Here is a 17,580-nt window from a genome sequence, read left to right on the forward strand (position 1 = left end):
CAGAGATCGCTTATTTTAGCAGTTCGGCGATCAGTGCCTGCTGGTTCTGTTGCTGTTTTTTCAGCTCCAGGCGTGCAGCCACCACAATGTGCTCCAATTCGTTCAAAGCGGTATCAAAGTCATCATTGACCAGCAGATAGTCAAACTCATTATAGTGAGAGCACTCAGATTTGGCCTGCTCCATCCGCGAGGCAATGACTTTCTGAGAATCTTGTCCGCGATTATTCAGACGCTCTTCCAGTGCCTGCTTAGAAGGTGGCAGAATAAAGATGGTTTTTACTTCAGGCATCAGCTCACGCACCTGACGCGCACCTTGCCAGTCAATGTCAAGGAATACATCGATACCCGCAGCCAGCTGTGCTTCGATTGCCTGCTTAGAGGTACCATAGTAGTTGTCGAAAACCTGCGCCCACTCAAAAAAATCATTCTGATTGATTAAGGTTTTAAACTCATCGACAGACACAAAGTGATAGTGCTCGCCATTATTCTCTCCCGGACGAGGTGCGCGGGTCGTATGAGACACCGATACCCGGACCTTATCTTGTCTTTCCAGCAGGGCTTTAATCAAACTTGACTTTCCGGCACCGGAAGGCGCCGAAAGAATAAACAAATTACCGCGATTTTGATGTGGCATACGTCAGACCTATAGGGTTGCAATACAGCGATGTGGGCGTGGCGCATCGCTGGTTGTCCAAAAGCGTTATTTTAAAGCCATATCGTTTAACTTACCAGCACCGAGGTGCTTAATCCGTGCGTTGCAGCACAAACATCTGATAACCAAACTCGCCAAGGTACTGCTCATAAATGGCAATTTCCCGGGCCATATCCAGCAGTGCTGCTGACTCTGGCTGGTGGTTGAGCTGCTTTTTGACCTCGGCTTTGAGCGGTTCATAATAGTCTGCCCAGGCTTGTTGACTCAGTGTAAAGTGCGCCAACACTCGAAAGCCTGCCTGCTCAATTTGCACCAGACGCGCTGCAATGGCGTGCATATCCGGGTATTCCTGTTGCCAGAAGGCGCTTGCCTGTTCTGAGGGCGTATCCTGTAACCACACCAGATCGCTGACCATCAGGCAACCGGCCGGGCGCAGAAGCGGGCGCCAGGCATTCAGTGCCGCTTCAAAGCCCATGATATAAGCCGAGCTTTCGGCCCAGAGCAGATCAAAGCTGCCGGGCGCAAAGGGCAGTGCGGTCATGCTGGCGCACAGGGGCGTGACGCGCTTATCGAGTCCCTGTTGCTTTAACCGTTGCGCCAGGCTATCGATTGCCTGTGTTTCATTATCCACCGCCGTGATCTGTGCCTGAGTTTGTGTTGCCAGCAACTCAGTCGCAAAGCCTTTACCACAGCCGATGTCCAGCACGGTTTGAGGGGCAAAGGGAACATGCGTCAACGCTTTGTGCGTATCGGTATTGCTGCCCGGTCCCCAGCGTTCTAACTGATGAAAGACCGCCATAAAGTCGGCCATATAAGAATCGTGTTCATTCATGTCTTTTGATAACCATTTTAAGTACAGGGCCTGCTGTTCATCAAACCCTTGTTGTTCAAGCCAGTGTCGATGTGCATCGGGTGCCAGTTTGTCGGCCTGTGCATGCCAGTCGCGCAGCGAGCCGTGCCCAAGCAGCGCCGATAACAAGGTATGCGCCTGTTGCTTGTGCGCTATCTCGGCTTCCAGCTCAGCCAGCCTGTGGCTGAGCACCGTGCGGTCTAGCTTAGCTTCCAACGCCTGCTTGCACTCGCTCAGTGTCAGCCCTCCGGCCTGTAACTGTTGCAGCAGCCGCACCTTTTGCAGATCCAGCTCGCCATATAGTCGATAGCCATTACTGGCGCGACGGCCACTGAGCAGTCCGCGCTTTTCGTAATACAACAAAGTCGAGCGCGACAATCCAAGCTGCGCAGCCAATTCAGAAATCCGATACACCCGTTGGCTCCCTATGTATGCCTGACCGGCACGAAATAAACGCAGCCAGGCTGTAACAAATGAAAACGATAAACTATGAAGTTATAGACAGGTCAACGATTGAGAGCAAAAAATTGGGATGTTTAAAGTACCTATTTAAGCGTGTCTGTCTTCGCTTAAATGCAAGAAAATTGCCTTACAGCACATTCGTTGAATGAGCTGATTAAGATCATAAAAGTATTCATAAAGAGCAGGTTGGGTGTTAGTTGTGTTTCCAAAATGTTGCGTTTTGTAATTTGCTTGCTAGTTTAGCGACAATAATAAATAGGGAGATGCATACGCGTTAGGAACAGTCCTGACAAGCGCAATTACAAAGTGGAGAATTTCAGGCGCTATGTACAGCGCTTTTTTTATGAAGATATACATAATCTTGCTTTAGCCCGTGAATAGCGCTGGACAATCAGCTAATAACCTGTTTTATCAGTTTTTATGCTTTACACTGGGAATTATTACAGCGAGTTATCAAGACTGGTTAGGCTGGTTTCGAAGTCATCCGCTGGGACGCATCAAGTATGCTAACTATCACCAACTTATCTAAACATTTCGACAGTCATTGCGCGCTTAAGCAGGTTTCTTTTTCCGTAGAGCCGGGCACGGTATTAACCATTTTAGGCCCCAATGGCGCTGGCAAAACCACCTTGTTTAAAATACTGGCCGGCTTATCTCACGACTATCAGGGCAGCATCTGTTTTGGCCCGGACCAAAAGTTGCAGGCGCATGATATCGGGTTTGTATTTGACTCTTCCAGGGCGTTTTACCCCAAATTGACGGCATTTGAAAACCTTCGCTACTTTGGCGTTTTAAAAGGGTTATCACGGCGGGTTGCAAAAGACACTGCGCAGCAACTTCTTTTGAAGTTTAACTTATCAGACAAAGCCCGGCAGCAGGTGCAACTGCTATCCAGAGGTATGCAACAGCGCCTCGCATTGTGCCTTTCACTGATCTCCAGCCCTAAAGTTTTGTTGCTTGATGAGCCCACGTTAGGGCTAGATATTGAGAGTCAGAAAGAGCTTGAAGCATGTATTGAACAAGTCAAAGAGACAGGCACTATTGTCCTGATAGCGACACACCAGATGGATACGGCGCAGCGACTCGGTAATTATTCATTACTGCTTAATAAAGGGGAAGTGGTACGCTTTGGCAATACACAAACCTTACTGGCTAGCACTAGCGGTGAGCAGTACACCATTACAACGCAGCATACGCTTCCTGAGGTGCTCCCTATGCAGTGTGAGCGATTGTCTGAGCAGTCACTCAGGTTTGACACCGCTGTGAGCAGCCTTAATGAGATGCTGACATTGCTCACGCGATTTAACATCGTCACCGTTGAAAGACATCAGGCCAGTCTGGAAGGGTTGATCCGCAGGGAGTTAAACTTATTATGAATTTTATGACTTTACTCGGGCTGGAGCTCCATCGAAAGTGGGTGACTTCAAAGCGATACCCGCTGAACTTTTATGCCAGTATTGTCTTTGCTGCTGTCATTCTCATCCTGGTTATTTCGGGCGCCTCTTATCTGTCTGGCGGGGCATTATCTTTGCAGCGGATGGAATCTTTGGTTTTGGGGTATTACCTGTGGACACTGACGGTGGGTATTTCATCTGCCGCCGCTGAAGAGATTGTTGAAGACGCCAAGTTAGGTACGTTACCACATATTTTAACGTCAGCGACATCCCTGTTTAGTGTATTGCTGGCACGCAAAGTGGTGCTGGTTCTGTATCAGTTGCTGGTTGTGGGTGTTGGGTTTGCATTTATCAATTGGTATTTTGACCTGCAAGTGCGCTTTCATCCGTTGATGCTGCTGGTCTTTTTGCAGGTAGTCGTTGCTGGGTTTGCGGTGTCTTACCTGTTAGGCGCCATCGCCCTGATAAATAAGCAGATGAGTACCTTTGTTGCTTTTGTTCAGCTGCTCCTGCTCATGGTGTTTTTGGTACCAATAGAGAGTGAGCTAAGCCTCTATATCCCCGTCAGTGGTTCGATGTATTTGCTCAGATCTTTAGCCGGTGGCATACCTGTCGAAGCAAGCCAGATGGTGCTCGCAAGCCTGCCCAGTGTTATTTTATTTATGCTGAGTTCGCTGTTTTTCCACTTTATGTATAAACAGGCCAAGCGCCGGGATGTGGTCACTCAGCTGTAACGGGTAAAACCAGCGCCAAAGAGCCCAAGTTTACCGGGCTTTTTGCTCTGCCAGATACGCCTGCACATCTTCGCATTGCGCACAAATAGATGGCCTCACCGTAATGGTGACGTCAATGGAGTCAAAGTGGATCTCTTCGCCTAAGAATAATGTGGCATCGACTAATGCAGATGCCGCAGCTATTAATTCCAGTTGAGCAGAGCGATATTGGCGTTACCTTCGTAACGGAAGGTTAGGTTTACTTTGGCACCTGTTGCTCGCATAGAATACAACTGGTCACAGTCTACATATTCGGTGCAGGTAAAGGGTTTACCCAAGAAACGATAGCCTTGTTCTTTGTCATCATACACCAGAGTATCTGGCTGTAAATTTACATCTGACAGAATGTATTCAGTCCCAATATTATCCTCTTTTACCGAGCTTATGGCTTTGAGTTGAACCTTTTTGCTTGAAGCGTCGGCAGGCGTATTATTGACCTCTGACTCTGTCACCTCTAGCTGGTAGTGGTGGCCCCATTGATATTCAAACCCTTCAATCAAGCCATAATGCAATGAATAGCTTTCCTCATCAGAGGGTTTGACCCTGAGACATAATTGTTGTGCCACTCCGGTACAATGTTGAGCGTAAGCATCAATGCTCCAAACCTGTGTTTTTGTTTCTGCACGCTCATTTTTATTCTGTAACGATGGTGCAGCGCTGGAGTCTGATGAGCCGCACCCTGCGAGATAAAGCACCGCCACGCTGGAGATGAGCGCTTGCCTGCTGAGTAATGTCATTTTTGTCATGTCCATATTCCTTGTTTATTTGACTACACGATGATGTTAACTGTACCCCGTTTGTGTTTCAATTGGTGTCGACAGATTAATCGGGCATATTTAAAAAAGGCACTAATGTGTATGACTTGCAGAAATTATTCAGTCACTTGAAAAAATTAACCTTAAATAGAAATACTCAACCGGAGCAGGTAGTGACTATTGAAGAGCTCATTAAATTGAGTCAGGATTATGACGGTCACAAACGAGAAAACGCCGTTTTAAGGTTAGGTATGATGGGCGATCCGGTGGCTATTCCCTGTCTAATTATCCGGGTGAATGATTGGGTGCCTCACGTTAGAGGTGCGGCAGTAAAAGCGTTGAGCAAGTTGATGGTAGACGAAAATGTTGAGGCCTTTATTCAGTGCCTTCCTCAAGTATATCATCTACAGGACTGCCATAGAGCCAGTCATCAAGATGTTATTCGGCAAGTAGAGACTTTTCTGTTAACAGAAACAAACCGAGGCCATTTGTTGGCAGCTGTTCAAAGCGCAAACAGTTATGTAGCCAGGCTCTGCTTGAATTTAGTCATTGAACATCAGATTGTTGATGCCCAAACGCTGTTACCTATGGCCTTTGCGAGTAAAGATGTCTTAGTCAGGGCCCATGCTTTTCGCTGGTCTGGCGTTCACTATCCGCAAGTGCTGGAGAAGTACTACCTAAGCTTATTAAATGATAAGTTTATGCCAATCCGAAAGGCCTCATTAAAGCACCTACTAATGGCCACTTACAGTGCTCAGGTAGCTGAAAAAGGACTAGTTGATCGCCATTCGTCGGTACGTGAGCTGGCTGTAAAGCACTGCCTGGAAAATGGTAATGATGTTGTGGCATTTTACAGGGAGCATCTTACTAAAGACTCAAGTACTAAGGCGGCTATCTGGGGGCTTGGCTATCTTAAGTGTGTTGATGCACTAGACAAGATCAAATTCTTTTATCAGCATGGCGCACCCTCTCTCAGAAAGCAGGCGCTAAACAGTTTATTGAAGTTAGACTCCCACAATAGTAAGGCTTATCTGTTGAACGGGCTAAAAGATCCCTCTCCTTCAGTATGCAAGGAGGCAGCAAGACTGATTGTAAAAACACGGGTCTACCTGAATGCGAAAGCGTTGATGGATATCATTTGTGGCTCAGATCATCCGCATACCGCACGAGCATGTGTCGCGCTGTCTCATCAAATCAATAAGTGGGAAAGAGTGGTATTTTTACTGATGCTAATGTCAAACGAGCAGGTCGTTTCTATATTTGATGAACGTCATATTAAATCAGAGCTGGCGAATTGGGGGGATGACTATAACCGTTCATTTATCCAGCCTACGCAAGCGCAAATTTATGAGATCCGCGTGTTAATGGCGGGAGTGCCCGCAACCAGGTTTAGTGAACACTTCCGCAGCTTTGCGCACGCCCTTAAAACGTTGGGCATTCATTAAAGAGTAATTTAATCATTTTGTTATATCTGCATGAGGGGCGGCAGAGGCAATGAAGTGCGGGAGTGTTGAACTAAAAAGCCCCAACAGCTGGGGCTTTTCAACGAGTTTAGTTTTAATCACTCAATATTCTGGATCTGCTCGCGCATTTGCTCAATCAGTACCTTAAGTTCAACGGCGGCGTTGGTGATCTCGGTATTGATGGATTTAGACGCCAGGGTGTTAGATTCACGGTTGAACTCTTGCATCATAAAGTCCAGACGTCGGCCACATGCGCCGCCTTTTTTCAAAATCTTATGGGTTTCTTTAACGTGTGACTTGAGGCGGTCGAGTTCTTCTGCCACGTCCTGTTTTTGCGCCAAATAGATAAGTTCCTGCTCCAGGCGGTTCTCGTCGATTTCGGCTTTCAGGTCTTCCAGCTTAGCGGTGAGTTTTTCACGCTGCCATTTGGCGACTTCCGGCATATGGCCTTCGACGATGGCTACCTGCTCCAGAATACTGTCCAGGCGGGTAGTGATCATGGTTTCCAGGTTGTTACCTTCACTGGCGCGTGCGGCTTTAAAGTCTTCAACCAGCGCATCAAAGCCTTTTAACAACTCGCTATTCACTGTGTCCAGATCCACTTCTTCGGCTTCCATGACGCCTGGCCAACGCAGGATATCAGTAGGATTGATCTCGCCACCGCTGTGCGATTGCACCCACTTGGCGTTTTCAATCAGCTGCTTGCTCAGGGTTTCGTTGATCGACAGCTGACCTACGTGCGCCGGGTTGGCGGTGAACTTTAAAAATACTTCCACTTTACCGCGCTGTAAGTGTTTGCGCAGGCGCTCGCGAATAACCGGCTCCAGGCCACGGAATTGCTCCGGTGCGCGGATAAAGGTTTCAAGATAGCGTTGGTTTACGGAGCGGATCTCCCACACACCGGTGCCCCAGTCGCCCTTGATCTCTTTACGGGCATAAGCGGTCATACTATGGATCATATAAGTTCCTAATCTAATTTAAGGTTGTGGCGTGTCTGCATGTGGTGACCAAAGGGTCAGCGCTGTCGTTGCTGAACACACACATCGCCATGAACGAAACACCGCCATTATAGCTGAAACATCGGCCAGCTCTAGTGGCTGGGCGTGAATTATTCGCGATCCGCATGGCATAGCGCCTGGGAACCCTTTATAATATCGCGAAACTTTGATCATAGGGGAAGGTGGATGCGTCCAAGCGAAAGAACTGCAAATCAAATCAGACCGGTAACTTTTACACGTAACTATACTATGCATGCCGAGGGCTCGGTGCTGGTAGAGTTTGGCAACACTAAGGTGTTGTGTACTGCCACGGTTGAAGCGGGGGTACCGCGTTTTATGAAAGGCCAGGGCAAAGGCTGGATCACTGCAGAATACGGGATGCTTCCGCGTTCTACTCATACGCGTAATGGTCGTGAAGCGGCAAAAGGCAAGCAGGGCGGTCGTACTATGGAAATCCAACGTTTGATCGCGCGTGCATTGCGTGCCGCGGTTGATTTGAGCGCGCTGGGTGAAAACACCATTACTATCGACTGTGATGTCCTGCAGGCCGACGGTGGTACACGTACTGCGTCTATCAGCGGTGCTTGTGTTGCTTTGGTTGATGCGCTGACGCACATGCGTGCCAAGGGCATGATCAACGCGAACCCGCTGAAGTTTATGATTGCGGCTATCTCTGTGGGCGTATACAACGGCGAAGCCATTACCGATCTGGAATACCTGGAAGACTCAGAAGCCGAGACCGACATGAACGTGATCATGACCGAAACCGGCAAACTGATTGAAGTACAAGGTACAGCTGAGGGCGAACCTTTCTCATTTGAAGAGCTGGATGAGTTGCTGGCACTGGCTAAGCATTCAATTCGTGAGATCATCGACCTGCAAAAACAGGCACTGGCATAAGTATTCGTAAATAAGAAGGTATCGTATGAAACAGTATCAAAAAGACTTTATTGAATTTGCTCTGCAAAAGCAGGTGCTGAAGTTTGGTGAGTTTACGCTTAAATCTGGCCGTACCAGCCCTTATTTCTTCAATGCGGGCCTGTTCAATACGGGCCGTGATCTGGCACGTTTAGGTCGTTTTTACGCAGCCGCATTGGAAGATGCTGGCATTGCGTACGATGTCCTGTTTGGTCCGGCGTATAAAGGGATCCCAATTGCGACCACCACTGCCGTGGCACTGGCAGATCACTACGACAAAGACGTACCATACTGCTTTAACCGTAAAGAGAAAAAGCAGCACGGTGAAGGCGGCAACCTGGTAGGGTCTGAGCTGACTGGCCGTATCATGCTGGTGGATGATGTGATCACGGCAGGCACGGCTATCCGTGAGTCGATGGAGATCATTGCTGCCAATGACGCCGATCTGGCCGGTGTGCTGATTGCCTTGGATCGTCAGGAAAAAGGTAAAGGTGAGTTGTCTGCCATTCAGGAAGTTGAGCGTGACTTTAATACCGCTGTGGTATCTATCGTGAAACTGGCTGATTTAATCACTTACCTTGAACAGCAAGGTGATATGGCCGAGCACCTGGAAGCGGTAAAAGCGTATCGTGACCAGTACGGTGTTGCTTAATTAAGTAGACCGTTAAAATCGTATTTAAAAACCGGCTTGGGTGACGTACTTAAGCCGGTTTTTTCATGCCTGAAAAAGCGACTTTGTACCAGCTGCAAAAGTGTTTTGTGTGGTTCTGCTCACAAAACCAGCCAAGGTTCAGGCGAGTATGATAACCTAAGCGGGTTAGTCAGCTTATTAGTTAATAAAATCATGCATATTCACATTCTTGGGATCTGTGGCACCTTTATGGGTGGCATTGCGGCGATTGCGAAGTCGCTGGGCCACAAGGTGACGGGATCCGACCAAAACGTTTATCCACCTATGAGCACTCAGCTGGAGTCGCTTGGTATTGAATTAACCCAGGGCTATGATCCGGCCCAGCTGGACCCGGCACCCGATATGGTGGTGATTGGCAATGCCATGAGCCGGGGGAACGCCTGTGTGGAATATGTACTGGAGCGCGGCTTGCCTTATACCTCAGGCCCTGAATGGCTAAAACATCATGTGCTGCAAAACAGATGGGTACTGGCGGTGGCCGGTACGCATGGTAAAACCACCACCGCCAGTATGCTGGCCTGGTTGCTGGAATATGCAGGATTACGCCCGGGTTTTCTGATTGGTGGCATAGTGCAAAATTTTGGGGTGTCGGCACGCACCAGTGATACCCCGTTTTTTGTCATTGAGGCCGATGAATACGACACAGCGTTTTTTGATAAGCGCAGTAAGTTTGTTCATTACCTGCCGCGCACCCTGATCATGAATAACCTGGAGTTCGATCACGCCGATATTTTTGCTGATCTGGCCGCCATTCAGACCCAGTTCCACCATTTACTTCGTACCTTACCCGCGCAGGGTAAAGCGATTTACCCGGCAGCGGATAAACCCCTGTGCGAAGTGATAGACAAAGGCTTTTGGAGCCAGCAAGAAACCCTGGGGGGCGACTGGGATTATCGTCTGTGTCAAGCCGATGGCAGCCAGTTTGAGGTGTTACTGAACAACGAAAGTCAGGGCACTGTGAGTTGGCAGGCCATTGGTGAGCATAACGTCAAAAATGCCCTGATGGCCATTGCGGCTGCCCGTCATGTGGGGATTCCTGTGTCTGTCAGTATTGAGGCGCTCGGTGAATTTATCTCGCCCAAGCGACGCATGGAATTGCTGGGGGAGGTAAACGGCGTGTGTGTGTATGACGATTTTGCACATCACCCTACGGCCATTGAAACCACTTTGGCAGGATTACGTGCCAAAGTGGGCGATGCCCGCATCACTGCGATTTTGGAACCACGCTCCAATACCATGAAAATGGGCGTCCACCAGCAAACCCTGATGGACTCGCTGGCGGCAGCCGATGAGGTGATGTTGTTTGAGCCGCCCAACCTCAGCTGGTCATTGCAAGACGCGGCTAAGCGGGCGGGCTATGACTGCTATCACAACACAGATGACATCGTCGCGGCGGCGGCGGCCAAAGCAAAACCGGGTGAACACGTCTTGATCATGAGCAACGGTGGGTTTAATGGGATCCACACCGCAGTGTTAAGTGCACTGCGCGAAAAGAGGTCATAAAGTTATGTCACAATTTAAGCCGGCCATTACGCTGGCATTTAGCGGCGCATCCGGCGCGCCATATGGTTTGCGTTTACTCGAAGTGCTGGTGGCGCTGGATTATCAGGTTTATGTGCTGATCTCCAGTGCGGCGCGAGTGGTGCTGGACACCGAATCTAACATCAAGTTATCTGGCAACGAAGGCAAGGCCACAGCACAGCTCAGTGAGCTCTATCAGGCCAGGGCTGGGCAGATCCAGGTGTTTGGTAAAGACAACTGGTTCAGCCCGGTGGCGTCGGGCTCTGCGGCGCCCAAGAAAATGGTGGTCTGCCCGTGCAGCGCGGGTAGCGTGTCGGCGATTGCCATGGGCGCGTCCGACAACCTGCTAGAGCGCGCGGCAGATGTGGTGATCAAAGAGCGCGGTGAACTGATCCTGGTGCCCAGAGAAACACCGTTCAGTGCCATTCATCTGGAAAATATGCTTAAACTGAGCCGCCTGGGGGTCACTATTATGCCTGCGGCGCCCGGGTTTTATCACCAGCCACAGAGCATCGAAGATCTTGTCGATTTTATGGTGGCGCGTATTTTAGATCATTTAGGCATAGAACATCAGCTGGCGAAACGCTGGGGCTATGGCGATTGATGCCACTCGGTTAAACAGCGTATTGGTACAAACAAGTGAAAACAACAACATGGGGATGTGAGGAAAAACAATAAGATGACAAAGGCATTAAATATATCTGGCCTGCGTAAGGTCTACAGCAACGGCGTTGAAGCCGTTAAAGGAATTGATTTACAGGTTGAGCAGGGCGACTTTTTCGCGTTGCTGGGCCCAAATGGTGCAGGTAAGTCGACGACCATAGGGGTTATTTCTTCTTTGGTGAACAAAACGGCGGGTCAGGTTGACGTATTTGGCCACAGCATAGATACCGACCTGGAAGCGGCCAAGTCTCACCTTGGCCTGGTGCCGCAGGAGTTCAATTTTAATCAGTTTGAAACCCTCAATCAGATTTTGGTCAATCAGGCCGGCTATTATGGTGTGCCGCGGGCGCTGGCCCATGAACGCGCCGAAAAATACCTGAAGCAACTGGGCTTGCTGGATAAAAAAGACAAGCAGGCACGCACCTTATCGGGCGGTATGAAACGCCGCCTGATGATTGCCCGTGCTTTGATGCATGAGCCAAAGCTGCTGATTTTGGATGAGCCCACTGCCGGGGTAGATATTGAGCTGCGCCGCTCTATGTGGGACTTCCTGCGTGAGATCAACGCGCAGGGGATCACCATTATCCTGACCACCCATTATCTGGAAGAAGCTGAGCTGCTGTGTCGTAATATCGCCATTATCGATCAGGGCAAAATCGTCGAACATACGACCATTAAAGCCTTGCTGGCAAAGCTGGACAAAGAAACCTTTGTGCTGGACCTTAAAGCGCCCATCAACCCGGTAAAACTAGAGGGCTATGAGTATACCCTGACGGATGACCACACGTTGGAAGTCGAGGTGGCTAAGTCTCAGGGTCTGAATGGGGTGTTTACCCAGCTCAATGAGCAGGGCAATACGGTGCTGAGTATGCGAAATAAGGCAAACCGCCTGGAAGAGTTGTTTGTCGGATTACTGGAACAGGGGCGCAGCGAATGAAAATCTTAAACTATGGCGTAGCACTGAAAAGTATCTGGATCAAAGAATGTATCCGCTTCTTACGTATTTGGGTGCAAACCCTGGTGCCACCGGCCATCACCATGACTCTATACTTTGTGATCTTTGGTTCTCTGATCGGCTCACGTATTGGTGAAATGGGCGGGTTTAGCTACATGGAGTTCATTGTACCAGGTCTGATTATGATGTCGGTGATCACCAACTCTTATTCCAATGTGGCATCGAGCTTTTATTCCACTAAGTTCCAGAAAAGCATCGAAGAGTTGTTAGTGGCCCCGGTGCCTAACTACATTATTGTGCTGGGTTACATGGGCGGCGGTATGGCCCGTGGCATGCTGGTGGGTCTGATCGTTACTTTGGTTAGTTTGCTGTTTGTGGATATTCAAATTCACAATCTGGCGGTGATAGTACTCACGGTATTGCTGACCTCGGCAGTCTTCGCGCTGGGTGGTTTGATCAATGCGGTGTTTGCCAATAGCTTTGATGACATCAGTATCATTCCAACCTTTGTGCTGACGCCGCTAACTTATCTGGGCGGGGTGTTTTACTCCATCACTTTGTTGCCGGAGTTCTGGCAGGGGGTGTCTCAGGTCAACCCGATTATCTACATGGTGAATGCCTTCCGTTATGGCTTCCTGGGTGTGTCTGATGTCAATATCACACTGGCCTTTGGCGTGTTGATTGGCTTTATCACTGTGCTGTTTGCAGTAGCACTGAACCTGATCAAGCGCGGCGTTGGTTTGCGTCATTGATCAGAAACGTGGCAGAGGTTGCTCTGCCACACTACCGCTTACTTAATCGGGCTGACTGAGATAAAATAGCGCCATTATTTTTCAGACTATGAGCATTGATACGCTGTTATGTCAGACGCAAATTCCAGAAGCATCACCAGTAATCAGGCTGGGCTCCACGAAAAGTTAGACGAAGTGGTTCAGAAACACCTCAACACACCATTCAAAAAGCCCATTGCGGCCCATACACAACAGGCTTTTGAGCAGGTGAATGAAAAAGTGCAGGCATTCGGTGGCCCCATTATTCTGGACTCCTGCTGTGGGGTAGGTGAAAGCACGGCAAACCTGGCAAAACTGCATTCGGATGCGCTAGTCATAGGTATCGACAAGTCGGAACATCGTCTTGAAAAGCACGATATTGAGTACAAACAGACGGAATCTGGGCAGTATATTCTGGTTCAGGCCGATCTGAACGACTTCTGGCGTCTGGCCTGTGAGGCCAACTGGCAGCCTACGCATCATTATTTACTCTATCCCAACCCCTGGCCGAAAGCCAAACACCTGCAAAGGCGCTGGCATGGTGCAGCAGTGTTCCCTTATATCGTTGAGCTGGGTGGCCGACTTGAGTTGCGCAGTAACTGGTCAATTTACGTTGAGGAGTTTGCCCGCAGCCTCGAACTGGCAGGTAAAAAGGCAGAGGTCAGTGTTTATGAAAGTGATACGTCAATGACGCCGTTTGAACGTAAATACTGGGCCAGCGGACAAAAAAGTACCCGACTTATCGCGCAACTGTAATTTATGCAGCCATATCTCAAGCGCCAGTGATATGGCAGCTTAAATCAGGCACTGGCGCGAATGTCTTTACTTATACTGCCTGAGTTAACGTTTATATGCGGCCCCGGCGCGCCAATCAGGCTTCCTTCAACCAGTTTCACGTTACAATCCAGCAGTTGTTCAAGCTGATGTTTGCTTTGTACGCCATCCACAAGCAAAGTGATTTGGCGTTCATGGCATAATTTGGCGATGTGCTCAATATATTCGTGAAGCTGGGTATCTTCGCTCAGTTGTTCAATCACGCTGGATGTTAGTTTAACGCTGTCTATGGTGAGTTTTAGTACTCTGCTGATAGTCAGTAAGCCGCTGTTACTCGATGCCACCATAATATTTACGCCTTTGCTTTTCAGTACATTGATATACACCCGCATGTCAGCAAAGTGTTCAATCACTTCCTGCTCTTCCAGTTCAAAGGTAATTTTGGCCGGTTGCGGGTAGCGTCTTAGCTGAGCAAAAATAAATTCCATCATTTGTGGATCGGCCAGGTCCTGCCAGCCTAGCTGCATACTCCAGGCATGATGCGATTTACGAAAATGTGCGGTGCACAACTCTAACATCACTTTGGTCAGCTGTGAGCTCAACCTGGAATGACGGATAACATCTGAAAAGGAGTCAGGCCGTAAGATCAGACCCTGTTCAGTCAGCACTCTGGGTGTGCAGTGGTATTGCTCAACCATTTTACTCTGTGTCCCCATTCGTGGCGTAAAATAGGGAAGAATTCGGTGTTGCTCAAACGCACTTTGCACCGTTTTTGCTATGGCAATATGAGATTCCTGAATAGTCTTTATCTGAGTCGGGTCCTGGCCATATAAGCACACGCGTTGCTGCTTTTGTTGTGCCTGACGACAGGCAATAAACGCATTTTCCAGTAACAGGCGCTTATTGCCACTGGCGATCCCTGCGGTGACCTGAATGTATAAATGTGGATCCTGCAGGATAGGCGTAGTCGTTGGGAATTCATTAATCAGGCTACTCAGATAGTGTTCTCCCTTATTGGCATCACTGAGCAGCACCAGCTTGGCAGTTGCAAGACGATAGACCTTAAATGGCACGGTGAACTCACTAAAGTGGGTCATCACTTTACGCATGATTTCATCGCCAACATCTGTGCCATAAAAGCTGACGATTTCTTCCAGCTCTTTAATTGCGATAATAGCCAGGCTCAGGTGCTGATTTGGGTTTTTGGCCAGATCCTGCTCCAAAGCCAGACGATTCGGGAATCCGGTACGAGCATCGGTTGTGAGTGTTTTCCTGACTATTAATAAATACATACCGGCAACCAGCAAAGCAATTGCAAAGAAAAAGCAAGCTGTAAACAAGGATTCTTTAACGCTTTTAGCCAGCTCAGTTTGAATATGCGAAGTTTTAATGTCAGCGCCGGTGAGGTAAACCCGCCCGTCACGTGTCACATGAGGGATAAAAATGGTTTTAAAGTGCCCCCATTTGTCTTGTGAGACTTCGTACAAAGGCTGAGTTGAGCGAAAGGCACTTTTATTAACTGCGGTGGCTTCTGCATACAAGTCCAGCTTGCGGGTGACTTTGTCCTGTAAAACGTCATTCTGAGTGTAACTGGAGGCGCTGAAACGAACAGAAGGTGCATCGTAAATCATAGCATAGACGTATTCTACACCGAGATGCTGCGCTAGCTGTGACAATTGAGCGCTTTTATGACGGTATTCTTCACTGCTGACTTCATTGAGTCTGTCATGATAATCATCGCCCAGTATCAGCTGGGCACTGCGCGCAGCCATCAACAACTTTTGATCTATGCTCTTAACTATGGTGGTACGAGTCTGATGATAGGTATAAAGCACGTACGCCGACAAAGAGGCAACAAAGATCACAAAGCCAATGACTATCCAGGTCAGTGATAGCGCCTTTAAGGCAAAATTCCGTTTATTCATGTCAGTTTCCGTTTGAGTCTTCAAGTCTGATGGCGTGGATTGTTCCTAATACTATCCATTTCTCGCATTGCTGACAAAATATTTAACGAATTCGCGCTAGTTTTGAACCCTAATCCTTACATGTATCGTACTAAAGGGTCGGGTTGACTCTTTTTACTGTGTCATCAGAGGTTCATCAAAATATCAAGCAGAGTTCATTTTTTTTGACGGTATTGCAGACTTTCCCATCGCTTTACAGTAAAGTTAGTCATTTCGTATCAACTTGGCAAGGTAACTCCCGACATCAGTTACCCACGCATGATTAGGTATTAAAATGGGTCCAAAGCGTTGTGCAGTCGCTTCTGAAGAAAGCTTAATGCGTATCTTTACCGTTCCAGAAGCACCCAGCTCCACGTTAAGTGTGATAGAGCAGGAAATTTCCAGTAATCTGGCTGGCTTTCTGAATGAAAACATCGCCGCAATCGAAAAACCATTGCATGAGATAGAAAAAGACTTTCAGTCGGCAATGATCCCGGAAGAACCGATGTTTGTGTCTGATTATGCTCAGGATATTATGGAGCAACTGGTCGCGCATTCTGTTCATACCGCGTCGCCAAGTTTTATCGGCCACATGACATCCGCATTGCCGCACTTTGTTCTGCCACTGTCTAAATTGATGGTGGGGCTGAACCAAAACCTGGTAAAAATAGAAACTTCAAAGGCATTCACGCCATTGGAGCGTCAGGTTCTGGGGATGATGCATCATCTGGCCTATGGCGAAAATGACAGTTTTTATGAAAAGTGGATGCACAGTGCTAAGACCGCGCTGGGGGCATTTTGCTCTGGCGGCACCATTGCCAACATTACGGCTTTGTGGATTGCCCGCAACCGATTGCTGGGCCCGGATGGTGACTTTAAAGGCCTTGCCAGCGAAGGGATCATGGCTGCGATGCTGCATTATGGTTATAAAGGCTTGGCAGTACTGGTGTCTGAGCGTGGCCACTACTCTTTGGGTAAAGCCGCGGATGTACTGGGCATTGGTCGTAGTAATTTTATTGCTGTCAAAACCGATGATAATAACAAAGTGGATGTTAGTGCGATGCGTGTTAAAGCGCAGGAACTGGCTGAAAAAGGCACCAAAGTGATGGCGATTGTCGGGGTCGCGGGTACCACTGAAACGGGTAACATAGATCCGCTGCCAGAAATGGCGGCACTGAGTCAGGAGTTAGGCTGTCACTTTCATGTCGATGCAGCTTGGGGTGGTGCAACCTTGCTGTCTGCCAATTATCGCCACTTACTTAACGGTATTGAGCAGGCTGATTCCATCACGATAGATGCACATAAACAAATGTACGTGCCTATGGGCGCAGGCATCGTGTTGTTTAAAGACCCCACTGCTACAGATGTAATTGAGCACCATGCTGAGTATATCTTGCGTAAGGGCTCAAAAGATTTGGGCAGTCACACACTCGAAGGCAGTCGGCCTGGTATGGCAATGCTGGTGCACGCATGTTTACGCGTGATCGGGCGCAAAGGCTATGAGATGCTGATCGATAAAGGGATCGAAAAAGCACAGTACTTTGCAGCGTTGATCCGTGAAGAAGAAGATTTTGAGCTGGTGTCGGATCCTGAGCTGTGTTTGCTGACCTATCGCTATGTACCAAAGCCGATCCGTCAGGCAATTGAGCGTGCAGACGAACAAGAGCGCATCGACATTTATGCTGCGTTAAACCGCTTTACCGCCAGTATGCAGAAACGTCAGCGCGAATCGGGACGCTCGTTTGTTTCCCGTACCCGCTTAACGCCACCTCAGTATCAACATCAGCCCACAGTAGTATTTCGAGTGGTGCTAGCTAACCCTTTAACGTCAAAGCAGATGCTAAAAGAGATTTTGGCAGAGCAAAAGGGACTGGCTCAGAGTGATCCGGTATTTAAGAAATATCTTGCAAAATACATGGCCTAGTTCGGCCATCTGCTCTTGATGCACACGCTCTTGGCAAGAAAACAATGCATTTTGTCGCAGGCGAGATATTATTA

Annotated in this window: 16 protein-coding genes; 11 read left to right on the plus strand and 5 right to left on the minus strand. The window is 48.6% G+C overall.

The features are described from left to right. Positions 1 to 10: 10 nt before the first annotated feature. Complete coding sequence (gene gmk / locus CWB98_RS13700; protein ID WP_138545375.1) at positions 11 to 634, minus strand: guanylate kinase; 624 nt, start codon at positions 632 to 634, stop codon at positions 11 to 13. Positions 635 to 743: 109 nt separating this feature from the next. Next, on the minus strand, positions 744 to 1,916 hold the full coding sequence (locus tag CWB98_RS13705; protein WP_138545376.1) for a MerR family transcriptional regulator: 1,173 nt from the start codon (positions 1,914 to 1,916) through the stop codon (positions 744 to 746). Between the two features lie 551 nt (positions 1,917 to 2,467). Between CWB98_RS13705 and CWB98_RS13710 the strand changes: the two genes are divergently transcribed. Together CWB98_RS13710 and CWB98_RS13715 are read left to right on the plus strand one after the other, a co-directional pair. Then, entirely contained in the window at positions 2,468 to 3,340 is an 873-nt protein-coding gene (locus tag CWB98_RS13710) for an ABC transporter ATP-binding protein (RefSeq protein ID WP_138545377.1), read from the plus strand. Beyond that, positions 3,337 to 4,092, plus strand: coding sequence for a hypothetical protein (locus CWB98_RS13715; RefSeq protein ID WP_138545378.1), 756 nt, complete (start codon positions 3,337 to 3,339; stop codon positions 4,090 to 4,092). Before CWB98_RS13710 ends, CWB98_RS13715 begins: the two co-directional genes overlap by 4 nt. Positions 4,093 to 4,274: 182 nt before the next feature. Here CWB98_RS13715 and CWB98_RS13720 read toward each other — a convergent pair whose 3' ends face one another. After that, positions 4,275 to 4,877 carry a DUF4377 domain-containing protein gene (locus CWB98_RS13720; protein ID WP_171045655.1) on the minus strand — a complete coding sequence of 201 codons (603 nt, stop codon included), beginning with the start codon at positions 4,875 to 4,877 and terminating at the stop codon, positions 4,275 to 4,277. Between the two features lie 182 nt (positions 4,878 to 5,059). On the opposite strand from CWB98_RS13720, the gene CWB98_RS13725 reads away from it, so the two are divergent. Continuing rightward, positions 5,060 to 6,331, plus strand: coding sequence for a HEAT repeat domain-containing protein (locus tag CWB98_RS13725; RefSeq protein ID WP_171045656.1), 1,272 nt, complete (start codon positions 5,060 to 5,062; stop codon positions 6,329 to 6,331). Between the two features lie 116 nt (positions 6,332 to 6,447). Here CWB98_RS13725 and CWB98_RS13730 read toward each other — a convergent pair whose 3' ends face one another. Beyond that, positions 6,448 to 7,308, minus strand: a complete 861-nt coding sequence (locus CWB98_RS13730) for a YicC/YloC family endoribonuclease (protein WP_130244905.1) — start codon at positions 7,306 to 7,308, stop codon at positions 6,448 to 6,450. A 225-nt stretch (positions 7,309 to 7,533) separates the two neighbouring features. On the opposite strand from CWB98_RS13730, the gene rph reads away from it, so the two are divergent. The 7 genes from rph (at position 7,534) to trmB (ending at position 13,621) form a co-directional block, all read left to right on the plus strand. Beyond that, positions 7,534 to 8,247 (plus strand): ribonuclease PH, encoded by a 714-nt coding sequence (gene rph / locus CWB98_RS13735; RefSeq protein ID WP_010383487.1) that lies wholly within the window; start codon positions 7,534 to 7,536, stop codon positions 8,245 to 8,247. A gap of 25 nt (positions 8,248 to 8,272) precedes the next feature. Then, entirely contained in the window at positions 8,273 to 8,917 is a 645-nt protein-coding gene (pyrE, locus tag CWB98_RS13740) for an orotate phosphoribosyltransferase (RefSeq protein ID WP_125559088.1), read from the plus strand. 192 nt (positions 8,918 to 9,109) lie between these two features. Beyond that, complete coding sequence (gene mpl, locus CWB98_RS13745) at positions 9,110 to 10,459, plus strand: UDP-N-acetylmuramate:L-alanyl-gamma-D-glutamyl-meso-diaminopimelate ligase (protein ID WP_138545381.1); 1,350 nt, start codon at positions 9,110 to 9,112, stop codon at positions 10,457 to 10,459. A 4-nt stretch (positions 10,460 to 10,463) separates the two neighbouring features. Further along, a complete protein-coding gene (locus CWB98_RS13750) occupies positions 10,464 to 11,081 on the plus strand; it encodes a flavin prenyltransferase UbiX (protein WP_138545382.1) in 618 nt (205 codons plus the stop codon). A gap of 75 nt (positions 11,082 to 11,156) precedes the next feature. Next, positions 11,157 to 12,077 carry an ABC transporter ATP-binding protein gene (locus CWB98_RS13755; protein ID WP_138545383.1) on the plus strand — a complete coding sequence of 307 codons (921 nt, stop codon included), beginning with the start codon at positions 11,157 to 11,159 and terminating at the stop codon, positions 12,075 to 12,077. Positions 12,078 to 12,079: 2 nt separating this feature from the next. After that, positions 12,080 to 12,847, plus strand: a complete 768-nt coding sequence (locus tag CWB98_RS13760) for an ABC transporter permease (protein WP_125717196.1) — start codon at positions 12,080 to 12,082, stop codon at positions 12,845 to 12,847. 108 nt (positions 12,848 to 12,955) lie between these two features. Next, complete coding sequence (gene trmB, locus CWB98_RS13765) at positions 12,956 to 13,621, plus strand: tRNA (guanine(46)-N(7))-methyltransferase TrmB (protein ID WP_138545384.1); 666 nt, start codon at positions 12,956 to 12,958, stop codon at positions 13,619 to 13,621. Between the two features lie 44 nt (positions 13,622 to 13,665). Here trmB and CWB98_RS13770 read toward each other — a convergent pair whose 3' ends face one another. Continuing rightward, positions 13,666 to 15,564, minus strand: a complete 1,899-nt coding sequence (locus CWB98_RS13770; protein WP_138545385.1) for an EAL domain-containing protein — start codon at positions 15,562 to 15,564, stop codon at positions 13,666 to 13,668. A gap of 313 nt (positions 15,565 to 15,877) precedes the next feature. Between CWB98_RS13770 and panP the strand changes: the two genes are divergently transcribed. Continuing rightward, positions 15,878 to 17,506: a pyridoxal-dependent aspartate 1-decarboxylase PanP gene (gene panP / locus CWB98_RS13775; protein ID WP_138545386.1), complete on the plus strand. Its 1,629-nt coding sequence runs from the start codon at positions 15,878 to 15,880 to the stop codon at positions 17,504 to 17,506. Positions 17,507 to 17,580: the final 74 nt, after the last annotated feature.

This window comes from Pseudoalteromonas rubra (assembly GCF_005887115.1).
GTDB classification, from domain to species: Bacteria; Pseudomonadota; Gammaproteobacteria; order Enterobacterales; family Alteromonadaceae; genus Pseudoalteromonas; species Pseudoalteromonas rubra_F.